This window comes from Bacillus sp. BP-3 (genome assembly GCF_028401955.1).
Classification (GTDB): domain Bacteria; phylum Bacillota; class Bacilli; order Bacillales; family Bacillaceae_G; genus Bacillus_A.
The window spans coordinates 19,809-32,280 of record NZ_JAQOTJ010000009.1 but is presented as its reverse complement, the minus strand read 5'-3'; the positions used below and the strand labels follow the sequence as shown (position 1 = coordinate 32,280).

15 protein-coding genes are annotated in these 12,472 nt (G+C 36.3%); 14 read left to right on the top strand and 1 reads right to left on the bottom strand.

Going from position 1 to position 12,472, the window contains the following annotated elements:
• Nucleotides 1-107: 107 nt before the first annotated feature.
• The 12 genes from aroA (at nt 108) to PLX19_RS15110 (ending at nt 10,481) form a co-directional block, all read left to right on the top strand.
• Nucleotides 108-1,397 carry a 3-phosphoshikimate 1-carboxyvinyltransferase gene (aroA, locus tag PLX19_RS15165; protein ID WP_272189728.1) on the top strand — a complete coding sequence of 430 codons (1,290 nt, stop codon included), beginning with the start codon at nt 108-110 and terminating at the stop codon, nt 1,395-1,397.
• Nucleotides 1,398-1,507: 110 nt separating this feature from the next.
• Entirely contained in the window at nt 1,508-2,770 is a 1,263-nt protein-coding gene (locus PLX19_RS15160) for a tetratricopeptide repeat protein (protein ID WP_272189512.1), read from the top strand.
• 73 nt (nt 2,771-2,843) lie between these two features.
• The gene (locus tag PLX19_RS15155; protein WP_272189511.1) at nt 2,844-3,380 is read left to right on the top strand and encodes a ReoY family proteolytic degradation factor; all 537 of its coding nucleotides are present in this window, start codon (nt 2,844-2,846) and stop codon (nt 3,378-3,380) included.
• 182 nt (nt 3,381-3,562) lie between these two features.
• Complete coding sequence (locus PLX19_RS15150) at nt 3,563-4,021, top strand: YpiF family protein (RefSeq protein WP_272189510.1); 459 nt, start codon at nt 3,563-3,565, stop codon at nt 4,019-4,021.
• Nucleotides 4,022-4,161: 140 nt separating this feature from the next.
• On the top strand, nt 4,162-4,674 hold the full coding sequence (qcrA, locus tag PLX19_RS15145) for a menaquinol-cytochrome c reductase iron-sulfur subunit (protein ID WP_272189509.1): 513 nt from the start codon (nt 4,162-4,164) through the stop codon (nt 4,672-4,674).
• On the top strand, nt 4,675-5,349 hold the full coding sequence (gene qcrB / locus PLX19_RS15140) for a menaquinol-cytochrome c reductase cytochrome b subunit (RefSeq protein ID WP_272189508.1): 675 nt from the start codon (nt 4,675-4,677) through the stop codon (nt 5,347-5,349).
• 40 nt (nt 5,350-5,389) lie between these two features.
• On the top strand, nt 5,390-6,157 hold the full coding sequence (locus tag PLX19_RS15135; protein ID WP_272189507.1) for a menaquinol-cytochrome c reductase cytochrome b/c subunit: 768 nt from the start codon (nt 5,390-5,392) through the stop codon (nt 6,155-6,157).
• A 210-nt stretch (nt 6,158-6,367) separates the two neighbouring features.
• Nucleotides 6,368-6,991: a DUF1405 domain-containing protein gene (locus tag PLX19_RS15130; protein WP_442869057.1), complete on the top strand. Its 624-nt coding sequence runs from the start codon at nt 6,368-6,370 to the stop codon at nt 6,989-6,991.
• 159 nt (nt 6,992-7,150) lie between these two features.
• Nucleotides 7,151-7,849, top strand: a complete 699-nt coding sequence (lit, locus tag PLX19_RS15125; RefSeq protein ID WP_272189504.1) for a lipoprotein intramolecular transacylase Lit — start codon at nt 7,151-7,153, stop codon at nt 7,847-7,849.
• An 85-nt stretch (nt 7,850-7,934) separates the two neighbouring features.
• A complete protein-coding gene (gene ypjB, locus PLX19_RS15120) occupies nt 7,935-8,717 on the top strand; it encodes a sporulation protein YpjB (protein ID WP_272189503.1) in 783 nt (260 codons plus the stop codon).
• 120 nt (nt 8,718-8,837) lie between these two features.
• Nucleotides 8,838-9,521 (top strand): zinc metallopeptidase, encoded by a 684-nt coding sequence (locus PLX19_RS15115; RefSeq protein WP_272189502.1) that lies wholly within the window; start codon nt 8,838-8,840, stop codon nt 9,519-9,521.
• A 327-nt stretch (nt 9,522-9,848) separates the two neighbouring features.
• The gene (locus PLX19_RS15110) at nt 9,849-10,481 is read left to right on the top strand and encodes a uracil-DNA glycosylase (protein ID WP_442869055.1); all 633 of its coding nucleotides are present in this window, start codon (nt 9,849-9,851) and stop codon (nt 10,479-10,481) included.
• Between the two features lie 141 nt (nt 10,482-10,622).
• On the opposite strand, the gene PLX19_RS15105 is transcribed toward PLX19_RS15110, so the two are convergent.
• Nucleotides 10,623-11,504 carry a YitT family protein gene (locus tag PLX19_RS15105; RefSeq protein WP_272189500.1) on the bottom strand — a complete coding sequence of 294 codons (882 nt, stop codon included), beginning with the start codon at nt 11,502-11,504 and terminating at the stop codon, nt 10,623-10,625.
• A gap of 225 nt (nt 11,505-11,729) precedes the next feature.
• Here PLX19_RS15105 and PLX19_RS15100 point away from each other — a divergent pair, with 225 nt between their 5' ends.
• On the top strand, nt 11,730-12,071 hold the full coding sequence (locus tag PLX19_RS15100) for a nucleotide pyrophosphohydrolase (protein ID WP_098915267.1): 342 nt from the start codon (nt 11,730-11,732) through the stop codon (nt 12,069-12,071).
• Nucleotides 12,071-12,472: 4-hydroxy-tetrahydrodipicolinate reductase (dapB, locus tag PLX19_RS15095; RefSeq protein ID WP_272189499.1), on the top strand; the 402-nt coding region annotated here is incomplete at its 3' end. The genes PLX19_RS15100 and dapB, both read left to right, overlap by 1 nt.

Sequence of the window (12,472 nt, the reverse complement as noted above, 5' to 3'; positions counted from 1 at the left end):
AAGAAACGGCTCCATGACTAGGAGTCGTTTCTTTCATCTTATTTGCGAAAAGAAGAAAGAAAGAAGTAGAATAAAGAGAGAATACATAGTTGAATATTAACGAGGTGATAGAGGTGAAACGATTAACAAAGATTAAAAATGGATTAAACGGGACGATTTTTATTCCTGGAGATAAGTCCATTTCGCATCGTGCTGTAATGTTTGGGGCGATTGCAGAAGGGGTAACAAAGATTACAAATTTTCTTCAAGGCGAAGATTGCTTAAGTACAATTGCTTGTTTTCAAAAGTTAGGTGTCACGATTGAACAAAATGGTACCGATGTCACTGTATATGGAAAAGGATTACAAGGATTAGTAGAACCAAAAGAAGTATTAGATGTTGGAAATTCAGGAACGACAATTCGGTTAATGCTTGGTATACTCGCAAATGTACCATTTCATTGTACAGTTATTGGAGATGATTCAATTGGAAAACGTCCGATGAAACGTGTTACAGAACCTCTTCGTCAAATGGGTGCGAAAATTGATGGGAGAGAAGGTGGGCAGTTTACGCCCCTGTCGATTAGAGGAGGGAATATAGAAGGTATACATTATTCTTCTCCGGTAGCAAGTGCGCAGGTGAAATCAGCTGTTCTCCTTGCAGGACTGCAAGGGGAAGGTGTGACAACTGTGACAGAACCATTACAATCTCGTGATCATACAGAGCGTATGCTACGTGCGTTTAATTGCGATGTTACTGTTGACGGATTAAATGTATCATTACAAGGTGGACAAAAGCTCTCTAGCGTAAATATTGAGGTGCCAGGAGACATCTCTTCTGCTGCCTTTTTCTTAGCGGCAGGTGCAATTGTATCAAATAGTAAAATTGTACTGAAAAATGTAGGGTTAAATCCAACAAGAACTGGGATTCTTGATGTACTATCCCAAATGGGGGCCAATTTATCCATAGATAATATTCGAAATGAAGAGTTTGAACCATGTGGTGATATTACAGTTGAAACTTCACAGCTAAGAGGGATAGAGATTGGTGGTACGCTCATCCCAAGACTCATTGATGAAATTCCAATTATAGCATTGTTAGCAACGCAAGCTGAAGGGATAACGGTAATTAAGGATGCAGAAGAATTAAAAGTAAAAGAAACGAATCGCATTGATACGGTTGTGAATGAATTGAAAAAATTAGGAGCAAATATTGAAGCGACAGAAGATGGTATGATTGTCCGTGGTAAAATGCAATTACATGGAAATATGGTAAATAGTTATGGAGATCATCGCATTGGTATGATGTTAGGCATTGCAGCCTGTATAGCAGATGGAGAAGTTATCATAGAAAATAGTGAAGCGGTAGCTGTGTCGTATCCAAACTTCTTTCAACAGTTATACATGCTGCAAAGCTAAAAGAATCTTTTCCTTTTTGAGAAGGTTCTTTTCTTCATCGTGACGGTTGATTACATAGAAGCAGTTGTTTATTATGAAATTTACTAAGTATTTATAAAAAGGAGCAAGTTATGCAAAAGTTTGAGCAAGCTGTTACATATATTGAAAACGGAGAAGTGGAGAAAGGATTACAACTATTAGCAGAACAAGTAAAACAAAGTACAGATGAAGAAAAGTATGATATTGCTCGTTATTACTATACGCTAGGATTTGTAGATCAAGCGTTAGAAATAGCAGAAGATTTACATTTGTTATATCCGGAAGAAAGTGAGTTCACACTATTTTTAGCAGAGTTATATATTGATTTAGATAAAGAAGATGAAGCCATTGAAGTACTTCATGATATTCCAGAGAATGATGAATTATATGTGCAATCTCTATTACTTGCATCTGATTTATATCAAATGCAAGGTTTTGACGAAGTAGCAGAACAAAAATTATTAAAAGCGAAAGCAATGATGCCGGATGAACCAGTGGTTGCTTTTGGACTTGGGGAATTATATAGCAGTAAAGGTGAAGATAGTAAAGCAATTCCATATTATGAATCATTACTTCCAGAGCATAAAGTAATGGGCGGTGTTGTTGTTGCGCTTCGCTTGGCTGAAAATTTAAGTGCACTTGGACAATGGGCTGAGGCGATTTCTTATTATGAGGAAGGTTTAGAAGAGCAGAAGGATATACATTCTTTATTTGGATTTGCATTTACGCTCTATCAAGGAGAACAGTACCAAAGAGCAATCGCTATGTGGGAAGAATTAAAAGAGTTAGATCCAGAATATGCATCTTTATATATGTATTTGGCAAAATGCTATGAAAAAGAAGGGATGCTTCAAGAAAGTTATGAAACGCTTCAAGAAGGAATAAAAATTGACGAATTATCGATACCGTTTTATGTGGAGTTTGCTAATATAGCGGCGAAACTAGGAAACAGAAATGAAGCGGAAGCTGCGCTGAAAAAAGCATTAGAGCTTGATCCTTCACATTTAGGGGCCACATTAAAGTATTCATACATCTTAAAAGAAGAAGAAAGATATGAAGAGATTATTGCTGTTGTAGAAAAAGCCATTGATAATGGAGAGACAGATATGCAATTAGTTTGGGATATTGCTTATGCGAAAAAACAATTAGAATTGTATTCAGATGCATTAAAACATTACCAAAGCGCATATACTTCTTTTAAGAATCATCCAGACTTCTTAGAGGAGTACGGCTACTTCCTGTTAGAAGAAGGGTTGCGAAAAGAGGCGAAAGAAGTATTTACACGTTTACTACAACTAGATCCAACACAAACTCATATTGAAGAATTATTATATAATTTAGAAGATTTTTCTTAAGTTGGAAGGAAACTGATTACTGCTTCTTGAATGTAAAAAAGAAAAAAGAAGGGCAGAGGAGGGATTAAGCGCGATGAATACCCCTGTTTCTGTGAACGAAAAGAAAGATTTCGTAAAATGGTTTTTAAATAATTATCAACTGAAACAGCGAGAATGTGTTTGGATTTTAAATTATTTAATGAGTCATGATCAAATAATGGATAAGGTGCATTTTGTAGAGCATGCGAAATATTGTCCACGTGGTCTGGTGATGTCCGCAAATTGTGTGAAAGATTTACCGTTTCATTTTTATAAACAAAATGTGATGACGACTGACGCGGAAAAATCCTTTCATGATATTCGTTTAAACAGAGATGAAGATATTTATATTCAGCTTAACTTTAAATCATCTTTTCAAAATGCGAATTATGTTGCGGTGTTAGAAGAGAATCCGTACTTACCGAAGAATATCGAAGTAAATGAAAAAGATCGTTTATTGGCAGAGCGATTTTTAGAGGAAAGTGTATATTCATTTCGGAAAGAACGACTTTTAAAATTAATTGACGAAGCACTTGATACTCAAGATGAAGAAGCATTCCGCAAGTTAACAGGTGAGTTAAAACGATTATAAATTTCTTTATAAGAGGGAATTTTGACAATTTTTAGACTACTCCAAAGAAAAGCCATCTTTTAAAGGTGGTTTTTCTTTTTTTACCTTTATCTGTATGGTTTAATAGAAATAAAGTGAACTATTTTGTAATCAGTTGAATCACATTGTTAGAGGAGTAGTGAAGGGAAAGGGGGCTATTGCGGATGAAATGGGCTGTAGCAGATGTAGAACAATATGAAAAAACAAGAGAATATATTGATACAGGAATTATACCACTTCTTTCAGTTTCGTTTGAAAAGGGGATGAAGACAGCTGCTGTAGAAGGAGAATTTATTTCTACTTTAACTAGAGAGCTAGAAAGGGAGTATAAAGGTAGAGTATTCTTATTACCATCATTTACGTATGTAGAAGGTGCACATGTAAGTGAACGTCAACGTCTATGCGATTGGACGAACTATTTAAAAGCGAAGGGTTTACGGCATATCGCGTTAATTACAAGTGATTTTTCTTGGAAAGAAATCGAATATGAGTTACCAGAACAATTATTTTGTTTACCTGCATTACCGTTAGACCAGCTTAGTGATCAAGCGAAAAGAGAAATAATTCATGCACAAATAAAAAATATTATGGAAATATTAACTGAAAAATGGGAAAATAAATAATTAATAGAAGTTTTGGATAATTAAGATTAGTATGATATTGACCGATGTAGTAGGGTATTATATCATGAGAGTGTCCTAGTCTTTATCTTTTATTTCAATTTTTCACGGGGGACAATTTCTGATAGAGGGGGGAAATTTTCGTGAGTGAGAGAGAACATAGGGTGTCAAGAAGACAGTTTTTAAACTACACTCTTACAGGTGTAGGAGGATTTATGGCGGCGGGGATTTTAATGCCAATGACGCGTTTTGCGCTTGACCCAGTTCTAAGGAAAGAAGCAGGGGGGGAAATGGTTGCGGTCGCGCAAGTGAAAGATATTACGGCTGAACCGAAACGCTTCGATTTTAAGGTAAAGCAAGTTGACGGTTGGTATAAATCAGAAGAACCAAAGTCAGCGTGGGTACACAAAGATGAAAGCGGAGACATTGTGGCATTCTCCCCAATTTGTAAGCATTTAGGATGTACAGTAAACTGGAATTCGGACAAGGCACATCCAAATCAATTTTATTGCCCGTGTCACGGGGGGCGTTATACGAAAGATGGAAAGAACATAAAGGGAACACCGCCGCTTGCGCCGCTTGATGTGTATGAGTCAAAGGTGAAAGATGGAACGCTTTATTTAGGTAAAGCGAAGCCACAAGGGGGGGCAAAGTAGATGTTAAATAAAATTTATGATTGGGTAGATGAACGGCTTGATATTACGCCCTTGTGGCGCGATATTGCAGACCATGAAGTGCCGGAACATGTAAACCCAGCGCATCACTTTTCTGCCTTTGTTTACTGCTTTGGAGGTCTTACATTTTTTATAACTGTTATTCAAATTTTATCAGGAATGTTTTTGACAATGTATTATGTACCAGATATTAAAAATGCGTGGGAATCTGTCTATTACCTACAAAATGAAGTGGCATATGGACAAATTGTTCGCGGTATGCATCACTGGGGAGCAAGTCTCGTTATCGTGATGATGTTTTTACATACACTTCGAGTTTTCTTTCAAGGTGCTTATAAAAAGCCTCGTGAATTAAACTGGATTGTCGGCGTTCTTATTTTCTTTGTTATGTTAGGATTAGGTTTTACAGGATATTTATTACCATGGGATATGAAGGCATTATTCGCAACAAAAGTAGGGATTCAAATTGCAGAACAAACACCACTTATTGGACCCTATGTAAAAACGTTGCTTGCCGGCCACTCCGAAATTGTCGGTGCCCAAACATTAACTCGCTTCTTTGCTATTCACGTATTCTTCTTGCCAGCTGCACTTCTAGGATTAATGGCAGTTCACTTCATCATGATTCGCAAACAAGGTATTTCTGGTCCACTATAAGATTATTAAACTTAAAGAATATAATTAAAGGAGGGAGACTATGCATCGCGGCAAAGGGATGAAGTTTGTCGGAGATTCGCGGGTACCTGCTGTTAGAAAACCGAATATTCCAAAAGATTACTCGGAGTATCCTGGGAAAACAGAAGCATTTTGGCCAAACTTTTTATTAAAAGAGTGGATGGTTGGTGCCGTCTTTTTAATTGGCTATCTTTGTTTGACAGTGGCGCATCCATCGCCATTAGAAAGAATTGCAGATCCTACAGATACAGGATATATACCACTTCCAGACTGGTATTTCTTATTTCTGTATCAATTGCTTAAGTATTCTTATGCATCTGGTCCGTATACGGTCATTGGTGCATTTATTATGCCGGGTATCGCATTTGGCGCATTATTACTTGCTCCATTTCTTGACCGGGGGCCAGAACGAGGTCCGTTTAAACGTCCAGTTGCAACAGGATTTATGCTGTTAGCGTTGGCATCTATCGTTTTTCTAACATGGGAATCTGTTGCCACGCATGATTGGGCAGCGGCGAAAAAGCAAGGTGCAATTGTAAAAACGGTACAAGTTGATAAAAATGATGACGGTTATAAAATTATGCAAAAAAATACATGTTTAACATGTCACGGTGAAAACTTGCAAGGGGGAGCAGCTGCACCAGCATTGCAAAACTTGACGTTAAAGCCAGAAGAAATTGCGAAAATTGCAAAAGAGGGAAAAGGTGCAATGCCAAAAGGCGTTTTTAAAGGAACGGATGAAGAGATGAAGAAATTATCGGAATTTATCGAGAAATACAATAAAAAATAAAGTGAAACCTCCATTAGTGGGGGGGCATCCCACTAATGATAGAAAGCTTGCCCAATCGGGATAAATGAGAGCTGACTACAACTTTGTAGTCAGTTTTTCTATTTTACGCAGGGAATTTGCTATAATAAAGTGAAACCTCTATCAGTGCGAGGCTACTCTTCCGTTAATGGTAGCACAATGCATTCTTGTTACGGTTCATGGATTATAGAGATGTTCATTTTTGGAAAGTTGAGGTATGTCTATTTGGTATATATATATTTGTTATTAAGACAACGTTCCTTTCTATGGCTTTTGCTCATTATTAATATTTTAGGAACAATTTATGGGTATATTTGGTATAAAAATCAGTTGGTAGAAACACCGGCTATTTTTTGGCCGTTTGTTCCAGATAGTCCAACAGCAAGTTTGTTTTTTGTTTTTGTATTAATTGCGTTTATAAAAAAGAAAAATTGGGGTTTAATGGAAGTGTTAGCAGTTGTCACATTAGTCAAATATGGGATTTGGGCCGTTGTAGTAAATGTATTAACTCTTATTGTAACGGGGTATATTGGAATAGAAGGATATATACTTATTGTTTTTCATATGGCAATGGCTGTACAAGGGCTTTTATACGCACCATTTTATCGAATGAAATATTGGCATTTTATCATTGCAGTTATTTGGACATTACATAATGATGTTGTCGATTATGTATGGGGACAAATGCCGAAATACAGTGTTATGTATATGTATGATCGCCAAATTGGCTATTTTACATTTTGGCTTAGTATCGTTGTTTTGACTACTACATACTATTTTTGTCTAAGAGAGAAAAGATTAACGCTTTCTTTATAAGGCGAAACTTCCATCAGGGAGGGGATTCATCCCCCATTGATGGAAAGCCCGACTAATCGGGCTATAACGGGCAGTTATCTCGCACCTAGATTTTTCATTTTTGGGGTCTTACTGTCCACGAATAGCGGGATAAATATAAATAAGGAATGGGGCAGAGGAATGAATTCACATAGCATATATTCGAAAATTTGGAATGGGACCTTAGTATGTATTGTTCCTTTTTGTATTGCTTTTAGTATTTTCTCAATTGCAGTTATGTGTGTTGTATATGGGAAAGGGATTTATTACGTAGAGATTGACATGTTAAATATACCGCAAATGGCAAATATGACAAAAGAAGCAATTATTCAAAATTATGATGCGCTTATTAGTTACCTTTCTCCTTTTTATAATAAACCATTACATTTCCCAACTTTAGAAATGTCTGAGAAGGGAAGAATTCATTTTGTTGATGTGAAAAATATTCTTGTTGCAATTCAATATGCTATGTATATAGGTATTTGTATATCTTTTATTGGGGGAGTTTATCTAATACGAAAACAAAGGGAAAAGTTTTTGTTCTATGCAGCGATTCATACAATTGTCTTCCCGATTGTACTCATACTCCCAATCTCAATCAATTTTGAAAAGAGTTTTGTATTTTTTCATGAACTTCTTTTTCAAAACGATTATTGGTTGTTTGACCCAGAGACTGATCCTATTATTCGTATGTTGCCAGAACAATTCTTTATGCATGCAGCCTGTATAATTTTATTACTAATTCTATTTGGGAGTGCTTGTTGTTATAGTTTATATCGTTTTTTTATGAAAAAGAGAGGAGTGTATACAGGAATTCGTAACGCCACAACGGAAAAGTAAACGTTCACTTTAATTGGGAGCGGTTCAAGGTCTATTCTTGTCCACTAGTTCATATATTGTACTAGAAGCTATAGGGGGGACAAGAATGAAAAAAGTATTAGCTGGAATTATAGCGTTTATGTTTATATTGTTTCCTATTCGGATATATGCAGCTACCTGGAATGAGTTAACGGGGTTGTTAGATGACTCACTCCAATTTGTAAAACAAGAAGAATATGACAAAGCGACACAACTATTAACGCATTTTTCTCAGCAATTTTTAAATGCTGAGAAAAAAAAGAAAATAGAACCGGAGCATATTCGTGTGATTTCTCTTGCTTATGATAAAGCATTGCAATCATTAGAAGGTCAAGGGATTAATAAACAAATAAAAATAGATGATGTGATCGCACTTCGTCTTGTGTTGGATGCAGAAGTGTCGAAATATCAGCCGCTTTGGATGGAACGAGAAGAAAATGTGATGAGTGCATTTGGGAAAATTGAAAATGCACTGCAAAAGGAAGAACATGACCGTTTTCAACAAGCATTAAACGTATTTTTGCATGAATTTGATATTGTTTATCCAAGTTTAATGATTGATTTGCCTGAAGAAGAGTTGCAACGTGTGAATTCTCATTTGTCGTACTTAGATGAATTTCGTTATATGATGATCCAAAATAAGAGCGGACAAACACAAGTGAAAATTATAAAAGATGATTTGAAAAAAATTTTTCGTACAGCGAAAAAGGATGAAGTAGATTCTTCACTCATATGGTTTATGACTGTAACTGGTGGCATTATTATTTTTACATTAACGTATGTTGGCTGGAGAAAATATAAAGGAGAAAAAGATAAACAAAAAAGTACGTTGCATTCCAAAAATAGATAAGTCTGTTTTTCAAACGAAGTGAAAAATAGAAACGATGTTGTAAGGTTTCTTTGTTGACAATATGATGGGAAGAAAATAAAATGGTTATTACTATTAACAAAAATTTATGGGAGGTTCATGATGGGTTTCTATTTAATTTACTTTGCTATCATCATGATCATACCGATGTATGCACAGTCTAGAGTACGCAGCGCATATAGTAAATACTCACAAGTGTATTCAACTTCTGGTATGACAGGAGCAGAAGTGGCTCGTAAGATTTTAGATGAGAATGGTTTGTACAATATAGCGGTAGAAGAAACGCCAGGACATTTATCTGACCATTATGACCCAAGATCGAAAACAGTTCGTTTATCACCAGATAACTATTATGGTCATTCTGTAGCAGGGACAGCGGTAGCTGCACACGAAGTTGGACATGCGATTCAAGATGCAAAAGATTATAACTTTATGCGTTTCCGTCATTCACTTGTTCCTGTTGCAAATTTTGGTTCAAATATGTCATGGGTTTTCATTATGATCGGTATGTTTGCGCATATGGCAAACTTATTGTTCTTAGGGATTATCCTAATGGCAGCAGGTGTGTTATTCCAACTTATTACATTGCCAGTTGAATTTGATGCATCAAAACGTGCAATGCAGCAAATTGAAACACTTGGAATTGTATCAACGGATGAATATGGACAAGCTCGTAAAGTATTAAATGCAGCAGCTCTTACGTACGTCGCAGCAGCGGCCGTAGCGGTATTTGAATTACTTCGTCTTGTATTAATTTATACAGGAATGCAACGTAACGATGATTAAAGACTATTGATTTTGATAGTCTTTTTTCTTTTGTCCCGTCACCTAGTATAAAACATAGTATTGAATTACCATATGAACAAGTCCAGTTAGTTAGTATGAAAGTACTAACAAGAGATGAATTCCAGTATATTCGAGAATACGGTGCTGGAGGAAGATAACAATTAGCGGAGAAATGTAAGGAAACGGGTAGTTATCATGTTACTTTCAAAGACAGAATATCGCTTGTTTAATTCGAGTTTTAGGAAGTAGGTTCCATGTTTATAGACATTTCATAGTATTAAAAGAATCGGGTTTCAATCAAAATAAACCGTGCAGGAGGTGATAAACATGAAATATCCAGAGGGATTGGTAGAGCAAGCGAGAGAGCGAATGTCTCCCTATCCTGTTGAAGGCTTTGTGTATGGACAAGGGCCGCAAAATCCAAAAATGATGCTCGTAGGAGAAGCGCCAGGCGAAACAGAAATTCATAACGGGATACCTTTTAGCGGAAGAGCCGGTAAACAGCTTATAGATTTTCTTAAGCGAATTGGTGTAACAAGGGAAGAAGTATACATTACGAGTGCAGTACGTAGTCGTCCGTATAAATGGGGTGAGAAACGAGAACGGAACGGAGAAATTGTGAAGCGTAAGTACAACCGTACGCCAAATCAGCAGGAAATACTTGCTCATGCTCTCGTTTTAGATTACGAAATTGAACATATTCAAGCACCTATTATTGTTACGCTAGGAAACATTGCCCTTAAACGTTTAGTTGGTTCAGACAAAAAGGTGTCAGAGGTGCACGGTCAATTGTTTATTCAACCTGTTCGGCGACTAGCAAATTCTAATAGCACAACCTATACTTGGACAGAGAAAGCCTATCCTATTTTTCCGACGTTTCATCCCGCTTCCATTTTTTATAATCGCAGTTTATTGGATTTAATTCATGAGGATTTAGAGAAATTAAGGGAGCATATTTAGGTCAACTTAGCCACGACTTAAACGCTAACACGTTTGAAGTGGTGGCTTAAAAAAGGCCCTGACCGCTCCTATGCACGGCCAAAGGCTCTGGTCCACCCCGAAAAGAAAGGTTTTTTATATTCTTTTTAAAAATTTGTATAGTTAATTATGTAACGGATTTTTGTTCTCATCAAGCGTAAATCCTTCCCCAACAACATCATGCACATCACTTACAGCAACGAAGGCATGAGGATCAACAGATGTAATAATACTTTTTAGTTTTACAATTTCATTTTTCGCAACGACGCAATATAAAACGTGTCGTTCCATTTTTGTGTATGTACCGATTCCTTTTAAGAAAGTTGCTCCGCGGTCCATCTCTGATAAAATTTTTTCGGCAATCTCATCATTTTTCTCAGATATAATTGTTGCTCCTTTTGCAGCATAGGCACCTTCTTGCATAAAATCAATGACTTTAGCCCCAATAAAGACAGCAACTAATGTATACATTCCTTCTCGGTATGATAAATATGTAAGGATTGATAAGATAATGACAACGGCATCAAACATAAACATCGTTTTTCCCATACTCCAGCCGATATATTTATGAGCTAATCGTGCAATAATATCAACACCGCCAGTTGTGCCGCCATACTTGAAAATAATCCCTAATCCTACCCCGATAAATAAACCAGCAAACAATGCGGCAAGTGTCATATCGTTTTGTAAGTTCAAATGTAAATTAAACGCATCATAACGCTGGAAAACCCAAAGAAATAATGAAACGCTAAATGTTCCGATTAATGTATAAAAAAATGTCGTACGACCAAGCATTTTCCAACCGATAAAAAAGATTGGTATATTTAAAAGTAAGTTTGTATAGGAAGGATCCAGTGAAAATAGAAAGTAAAGTAGTAATGTAATCCCAGTAAAACCACCTTCTGCTAGATGGTTTTCAATATTAATATTAACGATGCCAAATGAGAAAATAGCGGAACCAACTAGAATAAAAAGAATGTTTCGAATTTTTAAATTTAGTTTCATGCGAATCCCCCTAGTATGTAGTGATAATCTTAGCTTGTCCTTATGGATAGTATACGTAATATATAGAAAAATTGGCAAGAAAACTTCACACGGAGAAAGAGGAAACGGTCCCTTCAAGATTAGATGGGAATCGGTATCCTCAAAAACATGATAAATAAGCGATAACATTTGTCAAATCGCTATGAATTGGCTAACATGATAATGGAAGGATTTGAGGTGAATAACATGGAACAAAAAACAATGAAAGATATGCAAAAGGAAGTAGATGCATATATTGGTCAATTTAAAGAAGGATACTTTAGTCCGCTTGCGATGCTAGCTCGTTTGACAGAAGAGATGGGAGAGCTTGCAAGGGAAATTAATCATTATTATGGTGAAAAGCCAAAGAAAAGTACAGAAAAAGAGCGTACAATTGAAGAAGAACTTGGTGATGTGTTATTTGTGATGATCTGTATGGCAAATAGCTTAAACATTGATTTAGAAACAGCTCATAATATAGTTATGGAGAAATTTAATACGCGTGATAAAGATCGCTGGACACGTAAAGATGAGGGAGAGAAAGAATAATGAAAGAAATTAAAGTAATTATTGCAGGGCCGAGAGGACGCATGGGGCAAGAGGCGGTACTTCTTATGGAAAGAACACCGCATTTCAATTTAGTTGCTGCTGTTGATTATAAACATGGTGGAAAGAAAATTTCTGACATTGCTGGATTACCTAACATAGATGCTCCAATTTATACAGATTTACATACTTGTTTAGATGAAGTAGAAGCGGATGTTTTACTAGATTTAACAACACCAGAAATCGGAAAAAAACATGTAACTCTTGCAGTAGAACGAGGAGTTCGTTCTGTTATCGGAACAACAGGTTTTACAGAAGAAGAATTACAACAATTAACAGAAACGGCAAAGGAAAAACAAGTTGGTACAATTATTGCACCAAACTTTGCAGTTGGAGCTGTTTTA

What these genes read in the sequence shown, in the direction of transcription:
- PLX19_RS15150 (WP_272189510.1), top strand. Translation starts at nt 3,563, where the DNA reads ATGAAATGGGCTGTAGCAGATGTAGAACAATATGAAAAAACAAGAGAA.
- PLX19_RS15105 (WP_272189500.1), bottom strand. Translation starts at nt 11,504, where the DNA reads ATGAAACTAAATTTAAAAATTCGAAACATTCTTTTTATTCTAGTTGGT.
- ypjB (WP_272189503.1), top strand. Translation starts at nt 7,935, where the DNA reads ATGAAAAAAGTATTAGCTGGAATTATAGCGTTTATGTTTATATTGTTT.
- PLX19_RS15100 (WP_098915267.1), top strand. Translation starts at nt 11,730, where the DNA reads ATGGAACAAAAAACAATGAAAGATATGCAAAAGGAAGTAGATGCATAT.
- PLX19_RS15160 (WP_272189512.1), top strand. Translation starts at nt 1,508, where the DNA reads ATGCAAAAGTTTGAGCAAGCTGTTACATATATTGAAAACGGAGAAGTG.
- qcrB (WP_272189508.1), top strand. Translation starts at nt 4,675, where the DNA reads ATGTTAAATAAAATTTATGATTGGGTAGATGAACGGCTTGATATTACG.
- PLX19_RS15115 (WP_272189502.1), top strand. Translation starts at nt 8,838, where the DNA reads ATGGGTTTCTATTTAATTTACTTTGCTATCATCATGATCATACCGATG.
- PLX19_RS15110 (WP_442869055.1), top strand. Translation starts at nt 9,849, where the DNA reads ATGAAATATCCAGAGGGATTGGTAGAGCAAGCGAGAGAGCGAATGTCT.
- PLX19_RS15130 (WP_442869057.1), top strand. Translation starts at nt 6,368, where the DNA reads ATGTTCATTTTTGGAAAGTTGAGGTATGTCTATTTGGTATATATATAT.
- PLX19_RS15135 (WP_272189507.1), top strand. Translation starts at nt 5,390, where the DNA reads ATGCATCGCGGCAAAGGGATGAAGTTTGTCGGAGATTCGCGGGTACCT.
- PLX19_RS15155 (WP_272189511.1), top strand. Translation starts at nt 2,844, where the DNA reads ATGAATACCCCTGTTTCTGTGAACGAAAAGAAAGATTTCGTAAAATGG.
- lit (WP_272189504.1), top strand. Translation starts at nt 7,151, where the DNA reads ATGAATTCACATAGCATATATTCGAAAATTTGGAATGGGACCTTAGTA.